Raw genomic sequence first — 21,425 nt, 5'->3', positions numbered from 1 at the left:
ACCTGAGGGACAGGCGTCATGGCTGGCGCATAGGGTCGAACCCGTGACAACACCGACGCGAGGACGAGAGCGATGATCGAGGCCCAGGGCCTGACGAAGAGATACGGCGAGAAGACGGCCGTGAACGGCATCACGTTCACGGTGCAGCCCGGCAAGGTCACCGGCTTCCTGGGCCCGAACGGCGCCGGCAAGTCGACGACGATGCGCATGATCATGGGCCTGGATCGGCCCACGGCCGGGTCGGTGACCGTCAACGGCGCCCCCTACGCGAGCTTCCGCTCGCCGCTGACGGAGGTCGGCGCGCTCCTGGAGGCCAAGGCCGTCCACACCGGCCGCAGCGCGCGCAACCACCTGCGCGCGCTCGCCGCCACGCACGGCATCGGCGACAAGCGGGTCGACGAGGTCATCGACATGACCGGCCTCACCGCGGTGGCCAAGCGCCGCGTCGGGGGCTTCTCTCTCGGCATGGGTCAGCGCCTGGGCATCGCGGTCGCCCTGCTGGGCGACCCCAGGACGCTCATCCTCGACGAGCCCGTCAACGGCCTCGACCCCGAGGGTGTCCTGTGGGTCCGTAACCTGGTCAAGTACCTGGCGAGCGAGGGGCGGACCGTCTTCCTGTCCTCGCACCTCATGAGCGAGATGGCGCTGACGGCCGACCACCTCATCGTCATCGGCCGCGGGCACATCATCGCGGACGGCCCGGTGCAGGAGATCATCGACCAGGGCACCAAGGCCACGGTGCGGGTTCGCAGCCCCCACGCCGACCAGCTCGCGACGGCCATCGCCGGACCCGACGTGACCGTCGGGACTCCCGAGCCCGGTGTCCTGCAGGTCTCCGGCGCGACCGCCGAGCAGATCGGTGACGCCGCCGCGGCGGCGCACCTGACCTTGCACGAGCTCACGCCGCTGAGCGGGTCGCTCGAGGAGGCATACATGAGCCTGACGGCCGACGAGGTCGAGTACCGCTCCGACGCACCGGGGCACCCCGACGGCACGCCACCCGACGCCGCGGCATTCGGCACCGCGACCGCCCCGAGCACCACCGAGGAGGCCGCCCGATGAGCGCCGTCGCCGCCCCAGCCCGCCCGTCCGCTCCCGCCACCGGCAGCCCGCACCTCTCGTTCGGGCACCTCCTGCGCTCGGAGTGGATCAAGTTCTGGTCCGTCCGCTCGTCCATCTGGACGCTCGGCGTGATGTTCGTCGTGATGATCGGCCTCGTGGCGCTCATCGCCGGGCTCACGGCCAACGACCTGTCCGGGACCGAGGACTCCGGACCTGTCGCGCTGCTCCCGTTCCTGCCCGCCACCCAGCTGGCTCAGCTGGCCGTCGTCGTGCTCGGCGTGCTGACCATCACCGGCGAGTACACGACCGGCATGATCCGCTCCAGCCTGACGGCCGCCCCTCGGCGCACGCCGGTCTACTGGTCGAAGATGGTCGTCCTGGGCGGCTCGATCCTCGTCATCTCCGCGGTCGCCGTCGCGATCTCAGCGTTCATCTCCAACGCGTTCCTCGACCCCAAGGGCTTCGGGCTCGACCTCGGTGACACCGAGACCGTCCGGGTCCTGGTGGGCAACGTCCTGTACATCACGACGATCGCGCTGTTCGCGTTCGCCCTGGGGGCTCTGCTGAAGCACTCGGCCGCGGCCATGGCGACGGTCCTCGGCCTGCTGCTCATCATCGAGAACGTGCTCAACGCGATCCCGTGGGAGCCGCTGCACTACGTCGCGCCGCTGCTGCCGGGATCGGCCGGTTCGCGCATCACGCAGTCGGACGCGGTCGTCCAGACGATCAACGACCAGTGGGACGTGGGCCCGAACCTGTCGGCATGGCAGGGCTACGGCGTGCTCGTCGCATGGGTCGTCGTCATCATCGCGATCGCCGCCTTCCGGCTCAAGCGGAAGGACGCCTGACCCGAACGACGACAGCGGCCGCATCGCCCCAGGCACGGGGCGGTGCGGCCGCTGTCGGTCTGCGGGGGTCCGCTCAGATGAGCTCGAGCGCCTCTTCGGGGCTGCACTCGGCGGCCTGCGCGCGCTTGTTCCAGCGCGACCACAGCACGCGCTCGCCCACGCTGCGCGCCATCATGTGGCCGAAGACGAGGAACGTCAGGACGCCGACCGCCAGGACGCCCAGTCCCACCCAGAAGGGCGAGGCGAGGCTGACGTGCTCGGCGAGCAGGCCGGCGACCACGGGGGCGGGGGCGGCGAAGCCCCAGCGGACCAGGTTGAACGCGCCGGTGGTGACGCGGCGGTCGGGCGAGCCGGTGGCGAGCGCCAGGTCGGTGAGGTTGGCGTTGCAGACGCCCATGCACACGCCGGAGATCACCAGGAAGACGATCGACTGGAAGGTCGAGTGCGAGGTCGCGAGCCCGACGAGCGTCAGGCACAGCACGACGATGGCGAAGCCGACCGTCTGCACGGCGCCGAACCGGTGGGCCAGGCGGTGGCCGATGTACAGGATGCCGAACGCCAGGCCGACACCCCAGCCGGTGAACACCAGGCCGAGCGGCACGACGTCGAGGCCGAGGAAGACCGGCGTGTAGCCGAGCACGATGAAGAAGACGAAGTTGTAGGTCGCCGTGATGACGCACAGGGCGATGAACGCGGGCTTCTTGAACGTCGAGAAGACCTGCCCCAGGCGCAGCGGCGCCGGCATGACCTCGGGGTCCTTGAGGCGCGTCACGGACACGACGAGCGCGACGATCATGAACACGCCGCACAGCAGGAAGGGCACGCGCCAGCTGATCTGACCGAGCAGGCCGCCGATCAGCGGGCCGATGGCGAAGCCGAGGCCCACGCAGGTCTCGAACAGCTCGACGGCCCAGGCCCGGTCGTTGGCCAGCGAGACGAGCAGCACCATCGCGGTCGCGAAGAACATCGCGTTGCCCAGGCCCCACAGGCCGCGCAGGGCGGCCAGGGACCCGATCGTCGTCGTGAAGGAGGCCGCGATGGCCGCGACGGCGACGACGGAGACGCCGGCCGCGAGGATCTTCTTGTAACCGAACTTCCCGGTCAGCATCACGGCCGGGATCATGCCGATCGCCATCACGGCGATGTACGCGGTGAAGAGGAGTTCGATCTGCCAGGTCGTCGCGCCCAGGTCGGCGCCGATCGCTGGCAGGATCGGGTCCACGATCGCGATGCCCGCGATCGCGAAGAAGGCGGTGACCGTCGTCGCGAAGATGGCAGTCTTGTTGGGTTCGTTGCGGGTCGCCACGAGTGTCCTGTCTGTCGAAGCCGTCCGAAGAGCAACTGTCTGTATGTGGCAGTTAACTACCTGTAGGATACACCTATGACTTCCAATGTCGACCCCGTCGCCTCCGTCGAGGAGCAGATCGCCCTGCTCCTGCGCCTCGCCGACCGCAACCGCCGCCGCAGCCGGCGCCTCGAGCACACCCTCGAGCGCTCCGCCCACCTGGCCCTGCGGCAGCTCGAGGCCGTCGGCCCGCTCGGCATCAACGAGATCGCCGACCACCTGCGCCTCGACGCCTCGACCGTCACCCGCCAGGTCCTGGCCATGGAGGCCGCGGGGTTCGTCGAGCGCAGCCGCGACGAGAACGACGGCCGCCGCGCCGTCATCACCATGACCGACGCCGGCCGCGAGGCCCTCGCCGCCACGCGCGCCGCGCGGCACAGCGTCTACTCCGACGTGCTGGGCACCTGGTCGACCGACGACCAGCAGCACCTCGCCGACCTGCTCGCGCGCCTCAACGACTCGCTCGACACGCACACGCGAGCCACCGACGCCGCCCTCGCCTGAGCGCTGCTCGCACCGGGAGCTCGTTCGGTGCCCCGCGCGCCGAAGGTCCGCCGGATGCGCTCGTCGGGCGGCGTCTCACACGGCGCTCCCCCGACACCTCCCGCACGGTCCAGCGGGCTAGGGTCCTTCTCGTGACCGAACCCGCACCCCGTCGCCGTCCGAGCCCTGTCGTCGCCCAGGTCCTGGGCACCGAGCGCCTGACGCCCGGGCTCGTCCGCATGGTCGTCGGCGGCCCGGGGATGGCCGCATTCGTCGCCCGCGACGACGCGGACTCCTACGTCAAGCTCATGTTCCTGCCCGCGGGCGACCGTCCGCTGCTGCCCGACGGCCGGCTCGACCTCGAGGCGGTCAGGGCGACCCTGCCCGAGGGCGAGGCGCCGCGCCTGCGCGCGTATACCGTGCGGGAGTACGGCGAGGGCACGATCACGCTGGACCTGGTCGTGCACGGCGACGAAGGACTGGCCGGCCCGTGGGCCGCGACGGCACGGCCCGGCGACGAGGTGCTGATCATGGGCCCCGGCGGTGCGTGGTCGCCGTCCGACGACGTCGAGCACCACCTGCTGCTCGGCGACGCGAGCGCCCTGCCCGCGATCGCGGTGGCGCTCGAGCGGCTGCGCGACGACGCGCGCGGCACGGCCGTGATCGAGGTGCACGACGCGCACGACCAGCTCGACCTGGCCGCACCCGCCGGCGTCGACGTCCGCTGGGTCCACACCGGCGAGGGCGTCCCCGGCGCCGCGCTCGTCGAGACCGCGCTCGCTCTCGAGCTCCCCGACGGCCGCATCGGCGCGTTCGTCCACGGCGAGGCCGGAGCCGTGCGCACGCTGCGCCGGTGGCTGCGCCTGGAGCGGGGCCTCACCCGCGAGGACCTGTCCGCGTCCGGCTACTGGCGCCTGGGCGTCGACGACGAGGGCTGGCGCGAGGGCAAGCGCGCGTGGAACGAGGCCGTGGAGGCCGACGAGCAGGCCGCTGTCGTCTGACCGTTCGCGTGGCCGGACCCGTGCGCCCCTGATGAGATGGCAGTCTCACGAGGACAGGAGCAGCGCATGAGGATCGGGATCGTCGTCGGATCGATCCGCGACGGGCGCCGCGGCGGCCAGGTGGGCCGCTGGGTGCTGGCGGCGGGGCAGGAGCGCGGGGACGCGGAGTACGTGCTCGTCGACCTGCGGACGTTCGACGTCCCGCTGCTGACCGAGCACACGCTCCCCGCGGCGGCCGGGAAGCAGTACGCGTCGGCCGCCGTCACCGCCTGGAGCGAGGCGATCGACGCGTGCGACGCCTACGTCTTCGTGACGCCGGAGTACAACCACGGCCTGCCCGGCGCGTTCAAGAACGCCGTCGACTCGCTGGGGCCGGAGTGGAACGGCAAGGCTGTCGCGTTCGTCTCGTACGGCTCGACGAGCGGGATCCGGGCGGTGGAGCAGTGGCGCCAGGTGATCGCCAACTTCTGGATGCACGACATCCGGGCGCAGGTCCCGCTCTCGAACTTCACCGAGTTCGACGCGGGCGGCGACTTCGCCCCCGACGCGCGCCGGCTCATCGACCTGGGTCTGATGCTCGACGAGCTCGTCGCGCACGCGTCACCCCGGCAGTGAGCTCCTGCGGTGTGCCCCCGGTGGGACTCGAACCCACACTGGGTCGGGTTTAAGCCGACTGCCTCTGCCGATTGGGCTACGGGGGCTGGTGCAGGCTCATCCTGCCAGGGCGTCAGCGCCCGGCGGCGATGTCCGCGGCGGCGCGCAGGTAGCGGTCCGTGACGACCGACTGCACCCAGCGCGCGACCGGCGGCGCGAGCCGCGCCGGAACCGTGGCCTGGGTGCTCACCGCGTGGAGCTCGAAGCGCACGCGGTCGCCGACGCGCGTGAGCATGAACTCCTCGACCCCGAGCTCCGGGTGGCCGGGCAGCGTGGCGTAGGTGAACCCGGCGGCCTCGTCGTCGTCAACCACCGCGATCACGCGGCTGGGCGCGAGCGCCCAGACCGGCCCGAGGTGCAGCCCGACGACAACCGTGCCGCCGACCCGCACCGGACCGTCGGCCAGGACCTTGAGCCCCGCGCCGCGCTGCACGTCCCAGCGGAACAGCCCGTCGCGCGCGCGCGCGAACGACCCCTCGAACTCGGCAGCCCGCCACAGCTCGTGCGCACCCGCGGGCGGGGACGCGAACGAGCCCGCCTGCTCGACCTCGGTCGAGAGACGGGCTCGTCGCAGCACGGCATCCGGCGTGGGCCGGAGCGTGAAGTGGCTCACTGGGCGGTGGCGGGCTTCTTCGCGTCGGACTCCGCCTTGGCGGGCGAGCCCGCCTCCTCCTTGGCCGGGGGCAGCGCCGGGTCGGCCTGCTTGGGCTTGGGCGGCACGGACGCGTCGCGGAACTCGGCGCGCGGGTCGTGCAGCGAACCCAGCGGGACCACCTCGCGACGCAGCAGGATCGAGCCCGTCCAGCCGGCCATGATGCGCAGCTTGCGGTTCACGGTCGGCATCGCGAACACGTGGTACGAGCGGTGCAGGACCCAGGCCGGGAAGCCGCGGACCTTGATCTTGCCGAACATCTGCGCGACGCCCTTGTACATGCCGAGCGAGGCGACGGCGCCGATGTTCTTGTGCTTGTACTCGGTGACCTCGGCCGAGCGCAGGACGCGCGCCAGGTTGTCGCCCAGGTGGTTGCCCTCACGCAGCGCGTGCTGGGCGTTCGGCGGGCAGAACTTGCCGGGGTTGTACAGGTCCGGGACGGCGGCGCAGTCACCGGCGGCGTAGGCGTCCGGGACGACGGTGCCCTCGGCGTCGATCACCTGGAGCGCGGCGTTGACCGTGACGCGGCCCAGCTGGTCCAGCGGCAGGTCCGAGTGCTGCAGCACCGGGTTGGCCTTGACGCCCGCGGTCCAGACGATGGTCTCGGCGTCGAACTCCGTCTTGTTCGACAGGACGACGTGGCCGTCGACGCAGCTCGACAGGAACGTGGACAGGTAGATCTCGATGTTGCGCTTGCGCAGCTGCTCGAGCGTGTAGCCGCCCAGCTCCTCGCTGACCTCGGGGAGGATGCGGGGGCTGCCCTCGACCAGCACGAACCGGAGCTCGTTCTGCTCGATCTGCTTGTAGTGGCGCACGGTGTAGCGCGCGATGTCCTCGAGCTCGGCGAGCGCCTCGATGCCGGCGAACCCGCCGCCCACGAAGACGAACGTCAGCATGCGCTTGCGCAGCTCCGGGTCCCACGTGGACGACGCGATGTCGATCCGGTTGAGGATGTGGTTGCGGACCGCGATGGCCTCTTCGACGTTCTTGAAGCCGATCGCCTGCTCCGCCAGGCCCGGGATGGGCAGCGTGCGCGCCACGGAACCGAGGCCGACGACGAGGTGGTCGTACGTGATCCAGTACGGCTCGCCCTCCTCGGGCGTGATCTCGACCGTGCGCTCGGCGTGCTTGATGTTGCTGACCTTGCCCTGCAGCACGTCGACGCCCTTGAGCGCGCGGCGGTGCGGGGCGACCACGTTGCGGGCGTCGATCGAGCCGGCCGCGGCCTCGGGCAGGAAGGGCGCGTACGTCATGTACGGGCGCGGGTCGACGACGACGATGGCCGCCTCGCGCTTGCCGAGACGCTTGCGCAGACGTCGGGCCGTGTACAGCCCGACCGTGCCGCCGCCGAGGACGACGACGCGCGGAACCTTGCGGGACTTGGCGGCCGGCGTGGAGGCGGCGTCAACCTGGGTCGAGGCAGTCGTAGGCATACCTCAACGGTAGTCCGCAGGCTCCGTTCACACCTCCCCGCACAACGGTGATACTGCGCACATCCCCCTATATCGGGATGTGAGTTCCGCGACTCCGGCCGTCCCGCAGGGGTCGGCGGCGCACCTCGCGCCCGCTCCCTCGCGCGCTCTCCACGTCACGACCTCGGTGCATCGCGGTGAACGCCACGCCGAGCGATCGGGCCCGCGCACACGGCGTGGCGTTCGCCGGACCGTCAGTCTGCAGGCGACTCTGCAGGTGAGGGTTCCGGCGATGCGGGCGCCGACACCGCCGGCGAGGAGGCTGCGGGCGACGCAGACGGCGCGGGGTCGCGAGCAGTCAGGTCGGAGGGCAGCAGGACCGCACCGGCCTGGGCGAACGGCCACGCCGGCTCGGCCACGGAGGCCGGGTCGTCGGCCGGCGCGTCGGGGTCGCCGGCCGCAGCGCCTCGCAACGGATAGGCGTTCCAGTGCGGCCGTCCGTCCGCCGAGACTGCGGGCGCCGCGTCGACCCAGTTCCCGTTCTCGTCGCTCCAGCCCGCGCCGTACCCGCCCTCGTCGACGAGGACCGGCTGCCCCCGGTCGTCGAAGACCTGCGCGCCCGGGACGGGCTGCCCGGAGGAGTCGTAGACGAACAGGTTCTCAGCGGCCCGCTCGTCGACCCAGACGCCGGTCGCCGGGTACACGGTGTACGAGGAGCCGCTCACCTGCGGGCCTCCGTACGTCGCGAGCAGGGGGATCGCGACGACGATCGCCACGATGCTCGCCGTCCACCTCGCCGCGCGGAGCATCGGGTGCGAGAGCCACATTCCGCGCCCCCACTGCGCGCTCACCACGACGAACGCCAGCAGCACGACCCATGCGAACAGCCCTCGCGGCGGGATCCCGAGGCCGAGCACCGCGCCGCAGATCGCGTAGCAGACCCACCCACGCGCGACCCACCACAGCGGCGCGAGGGACCGCGCGAACGCGGCGAGACCGGGCCACCACGGCTGCGCGCGCAGCGGCGCGAGGCTGTCGAGCAGCGACGTCCGGAACCGGGCGGCGACATCACCCACCGAGCCGCCGCGCTTGCGGAACGTGCCGGTCGCGAGACCCGCAGCCGTGCGCAGCTCGGCGGCATAGGCCTCGGGGGTGCCGAACAGCCCGACGAGGCCGGCGCCCGTCGTCGCGCGGTGGTCGTCGGCCAGGGCGTCGGCGAGGGCGACCTCGAGGTCGTCGGTCAGGTCGTCGACCTGCTCCGGGGTCAGGTCCGCGAGGGCCCGGCGGACGGCGGCCGCGTAGGCCTCGACGTCCGCGGCGGGGGCTTCGAGCATGCTCATCGTGCGTCCTCCGTCTCGAGCAGGCCCGTCATGGTGCCCGCGAAGCTCTGCCAGTCCTTGCGCTGCGCGTCGAGCATCGCCCGCCCCTGCGCGTTGATCCCGTAGTACTTGCGGTGCGGGCCCTCGTCGCTCGGCACGACGTACGACGTCAGCGCGCCCGACGAGTACAGGCGGCGCAGCGTGCCGTACACCGATGCGTCGCCCACCTCCTCGAGGCCCGCGGCGCGCAGTCGTCGCACGACGTCGTAGCCGTACCCGTCCTCCTGCGAGACGACCGCGAGGACCGCGACGTCGAGCACCCCTTTGAGCAGCTGCGTCGTGTCCAAGGCCGCCCCCTTCCGTGGCTGGTGGCGGGAGCCCCTCCGACTCCCGCGAGGCACACGGTACCGCGCACCGCGCAGTACCGTCCAGACCGACACACCGACACGCACCGGGGTTCCGACGGGCGAGAAACGCGATCGCTCTGCGATTGTTCGGCTCACGCGAACAATCGCAGAGCGATCGCGATGTCGAGGAGCCCGGTCAGCGCTCGGCGGCACTCCAGGCGATGCCGTCGAGGATGTCGTGCTCGCTCGTGACGACGCTGTCCAGCGTGCCGCCCGCGGCGACGACCTCGTCGCGCACGCGCGTCACCACCTCGCGCCAGACGAGCGCACCCGCGCCGATCACGTCGACGCGGCCGGGGTGCATGAAGCCCAGCTCGGCGCGCTGCTCACGCGTGCGGCCCAGCAGGTCGTCGCACGCGGCGAGCGTGTCGGCGACGGTCAGCACGGCGCCGTCGATGGCGTGCGGGTCGTAGGCGGGCAGTCCCAGGGCGTGCGCGGTGACGGTGGTGACGGAGCCCGCCAGCCCGACGAGCGTCACGGCCCGGCCGAACGGGACCACGGACCCGGCCTCGTCGAGCGCGGCGCGCACGTCCGCGACGGCGGCGGCGACCTGCTCGCGCGTCGGCGGGTCCCCCAGCAGGTGCCGCTCGGTCATCCGCACGCAGCCGACGTCCATCGAGAAGGCGGCGGTCGGTGACTCCGAACCCAGCACCACCTCGGTGGAGCCGCCGCCCAGGTCGACCACCAGGAACGGTCCCGGGTGAGCGCCGGCGAGCACGCCGGTGGCGCCGCGGAACGACAGTGCGGCCTCCTCGGTCCCCTCGACGACCTCGGGCTCCACACCCAGCGCGTCCTGCACGCCGCGGACGAAGTCGTCGCGGTTCTCAGCGTCGCGCGACGCCGACGTCGCGACGAACCGCACCACCTCGACGCCCAGGTCGTCGCAGATCGCGGCGTAGCGGCGCGACGCGTCCAGCGTGCGCTCGAGCGCCTCGGGCGCGATCCGACCCGTGCGGTCGACCCCCTGGCCGAGCCGCACCACCTCCATGCGGCGGTCCAGGTCGACGAGCGTGCCCGCCGCCAGGTCCACGTCGGCGACGAGGAGTCGGATGGAGTTGGTCCCGCAGTCGATGGCAGCCACACGAGTCACGCGCACATCCTCGCACCGGTCACCGACACAGTCCGCCCGGTCTCGGCGGCGGCCGCGGGGGCAGGGGTCAGCAGGTGCAGCGGTCCGGACGCCACTCGTCGCGGATCAGGCCCAGGACCTCGTCGCCGATCGGGTTCACGCCGGGGCCGGCGGCCAGCGCGTGCCCGACGACGACGTGCAGGCACTTGACCCGCGTCGGCATCCCGCCCGCCGAGATGCCCGCGATCTCCTCGACGTGCCCCAGCTCCTCGCGGTCCGCGAGGTAGGCCTCGTGCGCGCGCTGGTAGGCGGCCGCGAGCTCGTCGTCGTCGGCCAACCGAGCCGTGAGCTCCTTCATCAGACCCGAGGCCTCGAGCGTGCTCACCGCCGCGACCGCCGGCGGGCACGTCAGGTAGTAGGTGGTGGGGAACGGCGACCCGTCGTCCAGGCGCGGGGCGGTCCGCACGACGAGCGGGCGCCCGCACACGCACCGCGCCGCGATCCCGACGACCCCGCGCGGCACCCGACCGAGCTGCTCGGCCAGCACCTCGAGGTCGCGATCCGTCACGGCCGTGCCGGGCGTGGTGCTCACTGTGCTTCCGTTCGACGAGGGGCTCCGCGGTGATCGTCGTCCGACCCGCGCGGTCCCATTCTCGCCCACGCCGGCCCGCACGCTGTCTCGAGCTCGAGGGATACGCGCGAGATCGAGGGTTTCAGGGCTCGATCTCGGCGCCAGGACTCGAACTCGGTGACCGGGAGCTACTCCTTCGCCGGGTCAGACTCGGCGGGCTGCTTCGAGGTGTCCGTGGAGCCCTTCGTCGACTTGTCGGCGGACTTCGTCGCGTCCGACGGGGTCGTCGTGGTGCCGGAGCCGGCGTCGACCGGGAGGTTGCCGGCGATCTCGACGGAGTCCAGGACGGATGCGTACCAGGGCTTGGTGGCGCTGTCGTCGAGCACGGACTTGGGTCCGTCCTCGGCGACGGGCGCGTCCGGCGCGGTCTGCGGGTCGACGACGCGGTACGGGGTCTCCCCGGGCAGGACGAACGAGAGTCGCTCGCGGGCCTGCGCGACGACGTACGCGGGGTCGTCCCACCGCTTCACGTCGGCCGAGAGGTCGTCGTTGCGGGCCTTCGCGGCCTCGACCTGCGCACGGAGGTCGGCGAGCGCGGCCTGCTCACGGATGTAGGAGTTCAGCGTCGGGTAGACGAGCACGAAGGCCATGACGATGACGAGGCCGAACACGATGGCGCGCACCGAGAACATGCGCGGGACGCCGGGGCGCACGTGCTCGACCGCGGCGGTGCCGCGCGCGGGCGTCGCGGGGCCGCGTCCGCGCGGGCGCGTTCCGGGGCGCGACGACGAGGGACGCACCGCCGACGACGGCGGTGCACCCAACCGGCCCGAGGTCCCGCCCGATGCCGGGGCGCCCGCCGAGGGTGTCGCCGCAGGTCCGGGGCGTGCGGGCGACGGGCGCCGCACCGATCCGGTGCCCGCGGCGCGCGGGTCGGCGGGGCGGCGCGGGGTTGGCATGGGTCGATTGTGCCCCGCATCGCCCGCGTTCCTCCGGACCCGGGCAGACCTCGGGGTGTCACCCCATCACGCGCCACCCACACGGCGCCGGCTCGGCGCGGGCACGCCGAAGGCCGGCCACCCCGTGGGGCGACCGGCCTTCGGAGGGGACTCAGCCCTGGAAGCGCGGGAACGCGGACCGACCGGCGTAGCGGCCGGCGTCCTCCAGCTCCTCCTCGATGCGGAGCAGCTGGTTGTACTTGTTGATGCGCTCGCCACGGGCGGGGGCACCGGTCTTGATCTGGCCGGCGTTCGTCGCGACGGACAGGTCGGCGATGGTGGTGTCCTCGGTCTCGCCGGAGCGGTGCGAGGTCATCGTCGTGAAGCCGTTGCGCTGGGCCAGCTCGACGGCGTCGAGCGTCTCCGTCAGCGTGCCGATCTGGTTGAGCTTGACCAGCAGCGAGTTGGCGGCCTTGGTCTTGATGCCCTTGGCCAGGCGCTCCGGGTTGGTGACGAACAGGTCGTCGCCGACGATCTGCACGCGGTCGCCCACGTCGCGGACCAGGTGCGACCAGGAGTCCCACTCGTCCTCGGACAGCGGGTCCTCGATGGAGACCAGCGGGTAGTCGCGGACCAGCTGCTCGTAGTAGGCGACCATGAACTCGGGCGTCTGCGCGTTGCCCTCGAAGTGGTAGGCGCCGTCCTTGAAGAACTCCGTCGACGCGACGTCGAGGGCCAGGCCCACGTCCTCGCCCGGCTTGAAGCCAGCCTTCTCGATGGCCTCGAGGATGAGGTCGAGCGCGGCACGGTTGCTCTCGAGGTTGGGGGCGAAGCCACCCTCGTCACCGAGGCCCGTGGACAGGCCGCGGCTCTTCAGCACGGACTTGAGCGAGTGGTAGACCTCGGCGCCGGTGCGCAGGGCCTCGCGGAAGGTCGTGGCGCCGATGGGGGCGACCATGAACTCCTGGATGTCGACGTTGGAGTCGGCGTGCGACCCACCGTTGAGGATGTTCATCATCGGCACGGGCAGGACGTGCGCGTTGGGGCCGCCGATGTAGCGGAAGAGCGGCAGGTCGGCCGAGTCGGCCGCGGCCTTCGCGACGGCGAGCGAGACGCCGAGGATCGCGTTGGCGCCGAGCTTGCCCTTGTTGGGGGTGCCGTCCAGGTCGATGAGGGCCTGGTCGATGAGGCGCTGCTCCGTGGCCTCGAAGCCGAGCAGCTCGGGGCCGATCTCGTCGATGACCGCGTTCACGGCCTGCTCGACGCCCTTGCCCAGGTAACGGCCCTTGTCGCCGTCGCGACGCTCGACGGCCTCGAAGGCGCCGGTCGAGGCGCCCGAGGGGACACCCGCGCGGGCGATCGTGCCGTCGTCGAGTGCGACCTCGACCTCGACAGTGGGGTTGCCGCGCGAGTCAAGAATCTCGCGGGCGCCGACGGCCTCGATGCTGGCCATGGTGCTCCTTCGACGAGCGGGTGGGTTTACGACCTCACCCTAGTGCCGTCCGGCGGATGGCGGGCAGGGACCTCCGTCCGTGGACACCCGGCGACCACGGTTCAGCCGCCGACCGGGTCCAGGAGCGCCGCGACGATGCGTTCCGTCTGCTCCTTGGCGTCCCCGAAGAGCATCGCGGTGTTCTCCCGGAGGAACAGCGGGTTCTGGACGCCGGCGTACCCCGTCGCCATGGACCGCTTGAACACGACCACCTGGCGCGCCTTCCACACCTCGAGCACCGGCATCCCCGCTATGGGCGAGGTCGGGTCCTCGAGGGCGGCGGGGTTGACCGTGTCGTTGGCGCCGATGACGAGCACGACGTCCGTGTCCGGCAGGTCGTCGTTGATCTCGTCCATCTCGAGCACGATGTCGTACGGCACCTTGGCCTCGGCGAGCAGCACGTTCATGTGGCCGGGCAGCCGGCCGGCCACGGGGTGCACGCCGAAGCGGACCTGGACGCCGCGCGCCCGCAACCGCGAGACCAGCTCGGCGACCGGGTACTGCGCCTTGGCGACCGCCATGCCGTACCCGGGGGTGATGACGACCGAGCGCGCGTCGAGCAGCAGCTCCGCGACGTCGTCGGGGTCCAGCTCGCGGTGCTCGCCCTGCTCACCGACGACGGGCGCGACGGTCCCCTCCGCGGTGCCGTACCCGCCCAGGATCACGCTGACGAACGAGCGGTTCATGGCGCGGCACATGAGGTAGGACAGGATCGCGCCGGACGCGCCGACGAGCGCACCCGTGACGACCAGCAGGTCGTTGCCGAGCATGAAGCCGGCCGCGGCCGCCGCCCAGCCGGAGTACGAGTTCAGCATCGACACGACGACGGGCATGTCGCCCCCGCCGATCGACGCGACCAGGTGCCATCCCAGTCCCAGCGCGACGATCGTCATGAGGATCAGCGGGATCACCGACGCGGACGCCAGGAACCACCACATGAGCAGCGCGGAAGCGACCAGCGCGCCCAGGTTGATCAGATTGCGCCCGGGCAGCGCGAGCGGCGCCGACGACATCCGCGCCGACAGCTTGAGGTACGCGACCACCGACCCGGTGAGCGTCACGGCCCCGATCAGGACGCCCAGGAACACCTCGATCAGGTGGACGGCGTCGTTCGACTCGGTCAGGTAGGAGTTGTAGCCGACGAGCACGGCGGCGCCGCCGACGAACGAGTGCAGCATCGCGATGAGCTCGGGCATCTGCGTCATCTCGACGGTCCGCGCGCGGCGCACCCCCACCACGGCGCCGACGACGAGCACCGCGAGGACCAGCACCGCCGTGACGATGCGCGAGCGCTCCGAGCGGTCGATCGCGAGGACGACGGTGGCCGCGAGCGCGAGCCCCATCCCGATCATGCCCAGCGCGTTGCCCTGCCGGGCGGTCTCCTGCTTGGACAGCCCCGCCAGCGACAGCACGAACAGCACCGCCGCCAGGATGTAGACGGCCTGGGCCAGGCTCTCGAGAGTCATCAGGCGTCCTTCCGGAACATGCGGATCATCCGGTTGGCCACCAGGAACCCGCCGAAGACGTTGATGCTGGCCAGCGCCGCGGCGATGCACGCGAGGATCGTGACCAGCCAGTCGTCGGAGCCGATCTGCAGCAGGGCGCCGACCACGATGATCCCGGAGATGGCGTTGGTCTGGGCCATGAGCGGGGTGTGCAGCGAGTGCGTGACGTGGGAGATCACGTAGTAGCCGACGAACACCGCGAGCACGAACACCGTGAAGTGGCCCAGGAACGCAGCCGGCGCGAACGCGATGGCCAGCGTGACCAGCACCGCGCCGAGCGCGTACAGCATGGTCCTGCGCTGCGCAGCCCGGGCAGGGTCGAGCGGCGGTCGCGGCGGCTTCGGCGGTCTCGCGGCCTTCGCACCAGGCGACGGCGCCGCGGGGATCACCTCGGTGACGGCGTCGGCGAGGTCGCCGGGCGCGCCCGACGAGGCAGCGCCCGCCACAGCACCGCCCGAGGAGGCGCCCGCTCCGGCGGGAGCTGACGTCGCGGCCGCCGACACCGCGACGGGCGGCGGCGGCCACAGCGTCCTGCGGCCGTGGGTGACGGTCATCCCGCGCTGCACCTGGTCGTCGAGGTCCAGGACCAGGACGCCGTCCTTGCCGGGCGTGAGCAGCTGCATCAGGTGCACCACGTTGGTGCCGAACAGCTGCGAGGTGTGGCGCGGCAGGCGTCCGGGCAGATCGGTCCAGCCGACGACGGTCACGCCGTTGTCAGTCACGACCGTCTGCCCGGGCACGGTGGCCTCGCAGTTGCCGCCGCCCGACGCGGCCAGGTCGACGACCACCGAGCCGGGTCGCATCGCGGCGACCATCTCCCCCGTGATCGTGGTCGGCGCGCTCCCACGCACCAGCGCGGTCGTGATGACGACATCCGCGGACGCCGACTCGCGCGCGTAGACCGCGGCGGAGGCACGCTCCTGCGCCTCGCTCAGCGCGCTCGCGTACCCGTCGGAGCTGACCTGCTGCTGCGCGTCGTCGGCCTGCACGAACGTCGCGCCCATGGACTCGATCTGCTCGCCGACCTCGGGCCGCACGTCGAACGCGCGCACCTGCGCCCCCAACGACCCGGCCGCGCCGATCGCCGCGAGCCCCGCGACCCCGGCGCCGATGACGAACACCGTGGCCGGCGCCGTCTTGCCCGCCGCCGTCACCTGCCCGCCGAACATCCCGCCGTACGCGGCCGCGGCCTCGATGACGGCCCGGTAGCCGGCCACGTTGGACAGCGTCGAGAGCACGTCCAGGCTCTGCGCGCGGCTGATGCGCGGCACGGCGTCGAGGGCCATCGCGGTCCCGCCGCGCTCGCGCAGCGACTCGACCACCTCGGGGTGCGCGGCGGGTGCGAGCATCGCGACCAGCGTCGCGCCCTCGGCCAGCACGGAGACGTCGTCGGGCGCGTGCACGGCCGTCACGACGTCCGCGCCCCATGCCGCGGCGGCGTCGACGATCACGGCACCGGCCGCCGCGTACTCGTCGTCGGCGTACGTCGCGCCCTGCCCGGCACCCGCCTCGACGACCACGTCGTAGCCGAGCTTCACCAGCCGGGCGACCGTGGCCGGGGTGCCCGCGACCAGACGCTCACCCGGCTGCGTCTCGCGCGGGATGCCGATCGTCGTCATGCATTCCTCCTGGTGGGTGGATTGCCGGAACAGTACCGATCACCCCCGACACCGACCAGGACCATGGACTCATCGTGAGACGGTCTGCCGGTGCGGTCAGGCCTCGGTAGCCCGCAGGGACGCCTCCCACGCGGCGACGGTGGTGCGCAGCTCGGTCTCCGCGTCCAGGCCGGCGGCGCGCGCCTCCTGCACGAGCGCGAGCAGCCGCGCACCGAGGTCGTCGCCGGCGCCGGGCACACCCACCGTCAGCCCGGCGCGCTCCGCACGCCCCGCCACCTTCTGTGCCCGCGCCAACGCGCCGAGCGCCAGCGGGACGCCGTCGAACACGGACGCGCGCTGCTTCTCGTCCTCCTTGATGCGGTCCCACAACGCGTGCAGGTCCTCGGCGGACTCGTCGGCGAACACGTGCGGGTGCCGGCGCACCAGCTTGGCTACGAGGTCGCGCGCCACGTCGTCGACGTCGAACGGCGCGTCGGCGTCCTCCTGCGCGAGCCGCGCGTGGAACACCACCTGCAGCAGCACGTCCCCCAGCTCCTCGCGCAGGCCCGCGCGGTCGTCGGCCTCGATCGCCTCCGCGAGCTCGTAGGCCTCCTCGATCGCGTACGGCGCAAGCGTGCGGTGCGTCTGCTCGGCGTCCCACGGGCACCCGCCCGGCGAGCGCAGGCGGTCCATGACCGCGACGAGCTCGCGCAGCGGGTCGGGCGACGTCACGGGGTCGCGGACGGGGTGGGCTCGGGGGTGGGCGCCGGGGTCGCGTCCGACGACGCCGCGTGCAGCCACGGCCACGGCACGGGGTCGCTGACCTGCACGTCGGAGTCGTCGAGGTGGCCGAACCGCGGGTTGACGGTGACCTTCTGCTCCTCGAGCCGCTTCTGCACCTCGGCCAGGGCCGCGTCGCCCTTCGTCTGGAGGTTCTGGTAGGCCACCGAGTAGCGCGCGACGTCGAGCGACGCGTCGGAGAAGTGCGTGCCTGCCTTGCCGCCCGACGACTCGACGGACTGGTCGAGCAGCGCCTGCGCGTCCTCGTCGGACACCCCGACGCCCTGGTCGGCGGCGACCTGCACGACCACGGGCTCCTGGATGAGCACCGACAGCACGTTCGGGGTGGTCGCGCCCTGGAAGTAGGGCGTCAGCTCGGTCAGGACGTCACGGACCTCGGACGACGAGATCGTGCGGCCGTCCACGATCGCGGCGGCGCCCGGCTGCTGCGACGAGCACCCCGCGAGCGCGGCCAGGCCGCCTACGGCGAGCAGCACCGTGAGCCGTCGTGCCTTCGTCGTCATCGTCACCGGTGGACCTCCCGCGTCGTCGCTCGTCGATCGGCGCCATCGTAGGGCCTGCACCTGGGCTTTCGGCCGGGTTCGGGCCGAGCTCTCAGCGCGCGGACGTCCCAACGCCGGCCGCGGCGCTCACGTCGCCGCGGATCACGGCGTCGACGAGCGTGCGGCACCAGGCCAGCAGCGCGTTGCCGTGCAGCGGCTTGCCGCCGATCCGGGCCGTCGTCGGGAACGGCACCAGGACGGTGCGCACCGCCGGCTTGAGGATCGTGCCCGGATACAGCCGCTTGAGCCTCAGCTGCGCCGACTCGGGCAGGTCCACGGGCGCGAACCGCACGAACTTGCCCTGCGCGGTGATGTCGGACAGGCCGGAGCTGCGGACGTGCTGGCGGAACTGGGCGACATCGAACAGGTTGTCGACGGCGTCCGGGACGGCCCCGTACCGGTCCACGAGCTCCGCGCGGACCTCGGACAGCGCGGCCTCGTCGGCCGCCGCCGCGATCTTGCGGTAGGCCTCCAGCCGCAGCCGCTCGTGCGCGATGTAGTCGTGCGGGATGTGCGCGTCGACGGGGAGCTCGATCGTGACGTCGGGCAGCTCGTCGGGGACGTCGCCGCGGAAGTTCGCGACGGCCTCCCCCACCATCCGGATGTAGAGGTCGAAGCCGACGCCCTCGATGTGGCCGGACTGCTCGCCGCCCAGCAGGTTGCCCGCGCCGCGGATCTCGAGGTCCTTCATCGCCACGGCCATGCCGGCGCCCAAGTCGGTGTTGGCGGCGATGGTCTGCAGCCGGTCGTGCGCGGTCTCGGTGAGCGGGACCTCCGGCGGGTACAGGAAGTACGCGTACGCGCGCTCGCGCCCGCGGCCCACGCGCCCGCGCAGCTGGTGGAGCTGGGACAGGCCCAGGCGGTCGGCGCGCTCGAGGATGAGGGTGTTGGCGTTGGAGATGTCCAGGCCGGTCTCGACGATGGTGGTGCAGACCAGCACGTCGAACCTCTTCTCCCAGAAGTCGACGATGACCTGCTCGAGCTGGTGCTCGCCCATCTTGCCGTGGGCCACGGCGATGCGGGCCTCGGGGACCAGCTCGTTGAGCCTCGACGCTGTGCGCTCGATGGACTCCACGCGGTTGTGCACGTAGAAGACCTGACCCTCGCGCAGCAGCTCGCGCCGCAGGGCGGCGGCGATCTGCTTCTCCTCGTAGGCGCCGACGAAGGTGAGCACCGGGTGCCGCTCCTCCGGGGGCGTGGCCAGCGTCGACATCTCCCGGATGCCGGTGACCGCCATCTCCAGGGTGCGCGGGATCGGCGTCGCGCTCATGGCCAGCACGTCCACGTTGGTGCGCAGCGCCTTGAGAGTCTCCTTGTGCTCGACGCCGAACCGCTGCTCCTCGTCGATCACGACGAGCCCCAGGTCCTTGAACCGCACGTTGCCGGTGATCAGGCGGTGCGTGCCGATGACCACGTCGACGGTGCCGTCGGCCAGCCCGTCGACGATCTCCTTGGACTCCTTGGCGGTCTGGAAGCGCGACAGCGCGCGCACGTTGACCGGGAAGCCGGAGTAGCGCTCGGTGAACGTGTCGAGGTGCTGCTGCACCAGCAGCGTCGTCGGCACCAGGACGGCCACCTGCTTGCCGTCCTGCACGGCCTTGAACGCGGCGCGCACCGCGATCTCGGTCTTGCCGTAGCCGACGTCGCCGCAGACCAGCCGGTCCATGGGGATCGGCTTCTCCATGTCCGCCTTGACCTCGTCGATCGTCACGAGCTGGTCGGGCGTCTCGACGTACGCGAACGCGTCCTCCAGCTCGCGCTGCCAGGGCGTGTCGGGCGCGAACGCGTGCCCCTGCGTCGCCATCCGCGCGCTGTACAACCGGATGAGCTCGGCGGCGATCTCCTTGATGGCCTTCTTGGCGCGGCCCTTGGTCTTGGCCCAGTCGCCGCCGCCCATCTTGTTCAGGCTCGGCGCCTCGCCGCCCACGTACTTGGTGACCTGGTCCAGCTGGTCGGACGGGACGAACAGCCGGTCGCCGGGGTGGCCGCGCTTGCTGGAGGCGTACTCGATCACCAGGTACTCGCGCGTGGCCGCGTTGGCACCCGTGCCGATGGTGCGCTGCACCAGCTCGACGAAGCGCCCGACGCCGTGCTGCTCGTGCACGACGAAGTCGCCGGGGCGCAGGGCCAGCGGGTCGACGACGTTGCGCCGGCGGCTCGGCATCTTGCGCATGTCACGGGTGCTGCTGCCGGCGCGGCCGGTGAGGTCGGACTCGGAGAAGACGGCAAGCTTGCGGTCCTGGGCGACGAAGCCCGGGCCGACGGGAGCGGGCGTGACAAGCACGACGCCACCCTCGGGCTCCTCGGTGATCTGCGCGACCAGCCGGGCGGGCACGTCGGCGGCCTTGAGCTGCTCGACCATGCGCTGCGCGGGGCCGTGCGCCTCGGTGGTGAGGATGAGCCGCCAATTCTGTCGCTGCAGGTCACGGACGTCGGCGATCGCCTTGGCGACGTCCCCTCGGTAGCGTTCGACATCTCGCGCCTGCACGACGACGGTTGCCGCATCGTCGTCGTCCGGCTCTTCCACCGCCTCCGCGTCCAACGTGAAACCGGACAGCGTCCACCAGCCCAGCCCCCGCACCGCGGCCAGCGCCCGCACCTCCGCGAAGTCCGCGAAGCTCGCCGACGACAGGTCCAGCGGCGTGTGTGCGCCCGCGGCCGCGCTCGTCCACGCGGCCTCGAGGAACTCCTGCGTCGTCGCGACCAGGTCGTGCGCGCGGCGCCGCACGCGCTCGGGGTCCGCCAGCACCAGCAGGCTGTCGTCCGGCACCAGGTCCAGCACCGGCACCATGCGCTCGACGAGCGCCGGCGCCAGCGACTCCATCCCCTCAACCGCGATGCCCTGCGCGAGCTTGTCGAGCATGTCGATCGCGCCCGGCAGCTGCTCCGTGAGGGCCCTGGCCCGCTCCCGCACCTCGTCGGTCAGCAGGATCTCGCGGCACGGCGGCGCCCACACCCCGTGGTCGGCGATCTCCAGGCTGCGCTGGTCCGCGACCGAGAACCAGCGGATCTCCTCGACGTCCTCGCCCCACAGCTCGACGCGCAGCGGGTGGTCCTCCGTGGGCGGGAACACGTCCAGGATCCCGCCGCGCACCGCGAACTCGCCGCGCTTCTCCACCATGTCCACGCGCTGGTAGGCGGCGTCCACCAGGTCCTGCGTGACCTGGTCGAGGTCGACGCGGTCGCCCAGGTTGATCGACACGGGCTCCAGCTCGCCCAGCCCGTCGACCACGGGCTGCAGCAGCGCCCGCACGGGCAGCACCAGGACGCGGATCGCGCCGATCGGGCCGGCTTCGCCGGGGTGGGCGAGCCTTCGGAAGACGGCGATGCGCCGCGCGACGGTGTCGCTGCGCGGGCTCAGGCGCTCGTGCGGCAGCGTCTCCCAGCTGGGCAGCACCGCGACGTCGTCGGGGTTGAGGTAGCAGCGCAGCGCCGCCGCGAGCTCGTCGGCGTCGCGGCCCGTCGCCGTCACGACCGTCAGCGGTCGCTTGGCCGCCATCGCCGCCAGCAGCGGCGGCCGGATGCCCGCCGGGCCCACCACGTCCAGCTCACCGCGCGCGACGACGTGGTCCACCGCTTGCTCGGCGGCGGGGTCGGCGAGGAGCGCGGGCAGGAGGCCGGTGAGGTCCATGGGGTCCTTGCTTGAAGACGGCGCCGTGGCGTCACGACGGGCAGCACGAAGAGCCCGGATCGAGAGGATCCGGGGCCGTCAGCCAGTCTACGAGC

19 protein-coding genes and 1 tRNA gene are annotated in these 21,425 nt (G+C 72.2%); 5 read left to right on the top strand and 15 right to left on the bottom strand.

Going from position 1 to position 21,425, the window contains the following annotated elements; all coding sequences use genetic code 11:
- Positions 1–72 precede the first annotated feature (72 nt).
- The gene (locus IC607_RS11755) at positions 73–1,062 is read left to right on the top strand and encodes an ABC transporter ATP-binding protein (RefSeq protein ID WP_191787544.1); all 990 of its coding nucleotides are present in this window, start codon (positions 73–75) and stop codon (positions 1,060–1,062) included.
- A complete protein-coding gene (locus IC607_RS11750) occupies positions 1,059–1,910 on the top strand; it encodes an ABC transporter permease subunit (RefSeq protein WP_191787543.1) in 852 nt (283 codons plus the stop codon). Before IC607_RS11755 ends, IC607_RS11750 begins: the two co-directional genes overlap by 4 nt.
- Before the next feature lie 73 nt (positions 1,911–1,983).
- On the opposite strand, the gene IC607_RS11745 is transcribed toward IC607_RS11750, so the two are convergent.
- Positions 1,984–3,216 carry an MFS transporter gene (locus IC607_RS11745; protein ID WP_191787542.1) on the bottom strand — a complete coding sequence of 411 codons (1,233 nt, stop codon included), beginning with the start codon at positions 3,214–3,216 and terminating at the stop codon, positions 1,984–1,986.
- A gap of 75 nt (positions 3,217–3,291) precedes the next feature.
- On the opposite strand from IC607_RS11745, the gene IC607_RS11740 reads away from it, so the two are divergent.
- The 3 genes from IC607_RS11740 to IC607_RS11730 all read left to right on the top strand — a co-directional run bounded on the left by IC607_RS11740 (position 3,292) and on the right by IC607_RS11730 (position 5,354).
- Positions 3,292–3,759: a MarR family winged helix-turn-helix transcriptional regulator gene (locus tag IC607_RS11740; protein ID WP_191787541.1), complete on the top strand. Its 468-nt coding sequence runs from the start codon at positions 3,292–3,294 to the stop codon at positions 3,757–3,759.
- 131 nt (positions 3,760–3,890) lie between these two features.
- Positions 3,891–4,739 (top strand): siderophore-interacting protein, encoded by an 849-nt coding sequence (locus tag IC607_RS11735; protein ID WP_191787540.1) that lies wholly within the window; start codon positions 3,891–3,893, stop codon positions 4,737–4,739.
- A 66-nt stretch (positions 4,740–4,805) separates the two neighbouring features.
- Positions 4,806–5,354 (top strand): NADPH-dependent FMN reductase, encoded by a 549-nt coding sequence (locus IC607_RS11730; RefSeq protein ID WP_191787539.1) that lies wholly within the window; start codon positions 4,806–4,808, stop codon positions 5,352–5,354.
- A 12-nt stretch (positions 5,355–5,366) separates the two neighbouring features.
- Here IC607_RS11730 and IC607_RS11725 read toward each other — a convergent pair.
- From IC607_RS11725 to mfd, 14 genes are all read right to left on the bottom strand, one after another.
- Positions 5,367–5,440 (bottom strand) — tRNA-Leu (locus IC607_RS11725).
- 26 nt (positions 5,441–5,466) lie between these two features.
- Complete coding sequence (locus tag IC607_RS11720; RefSeq protein WP_191787538.1) at positions 5,467–6,006, bottom strand: DUF1990 domain-containing protein; 540 nt, start codon at positions 6,004–6,006, stop codon at positions 5,467–5,469.
- A complete protein-coding gene (locus IC607_RS11715; RefSeq protein ID WP_191787537.1) occupies positions 6,003–7,478 on the bottom strand; it encodes an NAD(P)/FAD-dependent oxidoreductase in 1,476 nt (491 codons plus the stop codon). Before IC607_RS11715 ends, IC607_RS11720 begins: the two co-directional genes overlap by 4 nt.
- A 233-nt stretch (positions 7,479–7,711) precedes the next feature.
- The gene (locus IC607_RS11710; RefSeq protein WP_191787536.1) at positions 7,712–8,797 is read right to left on the bottom strand and encodes a hypothetical protein; all 1,086 of its coding nucleotides are present in this window, start codon (positions 8,795–8,797) and stop codon (positions 7,712–7,714) included.
- On the bottom strand, positions 8,794–9,123 hold the full coding sequence (locus tag IC607_RS11705; RefSeq protein ID WP_191787535.1) for a PadR family transcriptional regulator: 330 nt from the start codon (positions 9,121–9,123) through the stop codon (positions 8,794–8,796). Before IC607_RS11705 ends, IC607_RS11710 begins: the two co-directional genes overlap by 4 nt.
- 196 nt (positions 9,124–9,319) lie before the next feature.
- Positions 9,320–10,273 (bottom strand): exopolyphosphatase, encoded by a 954-nt coding sequence (locus tag IC607_RS11700; protein ID WP_370526163.1) that lies wholly within the window; start codon positions 10,271–10,273, stop codon positions 9,320–9,322.
- 67 nt (positions 10,274–10,340) lie between these two features.
- A complete protein-coding gene (locus IC607_RS11695) occupies positions 10,341–10,844 on the bottom strand; it encodes a DUF501 domain-containing protein (RefSeq protein WP_191787533.1) in 504 nt (167 codons plus the stop codon).
- Positions 10,845–11,011: 167 nt separating this feature from the next.
- The gene (locus IC607_RS11690; RefSeq protein ID WP_225224828.1) at positions 11,012–11,782 is read right to left on the bottom strand and encodes a septum formation initiator family protein; all 771 of its coding nucleotides are present in this window, start codon (positions 11,780–11,782) and stop codon (positions 11,012–11,014) included.
- A gap of 151 nt (positions 11,783–11,933) precedes the next feature.
- On the bottom strand, positions 11,934–13,214 hold the full coding sequence (gene eno, locus IC607_RS11685) for a phosphopyruvate hydratase (protein WP_191787532.1): 1,281 nt from the start codon (positions 13,212–13,214) through the stop codon (positions 11,934–11,936).
- Between the two features lie 101 nt (positions 13,215–13,315).
- On the bottom strand, positions 13,316–14,719 hold the full coding sequence (pntB, locus tag IC607_RS11680) for a Re/Si-specific NAD(P)(+) transhydrogenase subunit beta (protein WP_191787531.1): 1,404 nt from the start codon (positions 14,717–14,719) through the stop codon (positions 13,316–13,318).
- Complete coding sequence (locus tag IC607_RS11675; RefSeq protein ID WP_191787530.1) at positions 14,719–16,377, bottom strand: Re/Si-specific NAD(P)(+) transhydrogenase subunit alpha; 1,659 nt, start codon at positions 16,375–16,377, stop codon at positions 14,719–14,721. Before IC607_RS11675 ends, pntB begins: the two co-directional genes overlap by 1 nt.
- Before the next feature lie 96 nt (positions 16,378–16,473).
- The gene (locus tag IC607_RS11670) at positions 16,474–17,088 is read right to left on the bottom strand and encodes a MazG family protein (RefSeq protein WP_370526162.1); all 615 of its coding nucleotides are present in this window, start codon (positions 17,086–17,088) and stop codon (positions 16,474–16,476) included.
- Positions 17,085–17,666 (bottom strand): hypothetical protein, encoded by a 582-nt coding sequence (locus IC607_RS11665; RefSeq protein WP_191787529.1) that lies wholly within the window; start codon positions 17,664–17,666, stop codon positions 17,085–17,087. The genes IC607_RS11670 and IC607_RS11665 overlap by 4 nt, the downstream gene beginning before the upstream one ends.
- Positions 17,667–17,751: 85 nt before the next feature.
- Positions 17,752–21,330: a transcription-repair coupling factor gene (gene mfd / locus IC607_RS11660; protein ID WP_191787528.1), complete on the bottom strand. Its 3,579-nt coding sequence runs from the start codon at positions 21,328–21,330 to the stop codon at positions 17,752–17,754.
- Between the last annotated feature and the right edge of the window lie 95 nt (positions 21,331–21,425).

This window comes from Cellulomonas sp. JH27-2, from assembly GCF_014837175.1.
In the GTDB taxonomy this organism is placed as follows: domain Bacteria; phylum Actinomycetota; class Actinomycetes; order Actinomycetales; family Cellulomonadaceae; genus Cellulomonas.
The sequence above is the reverse complement of the archived record's forward strand: the minus strand, read 5'-3'. Positions and strand labels throughout refer to the sequence as shown.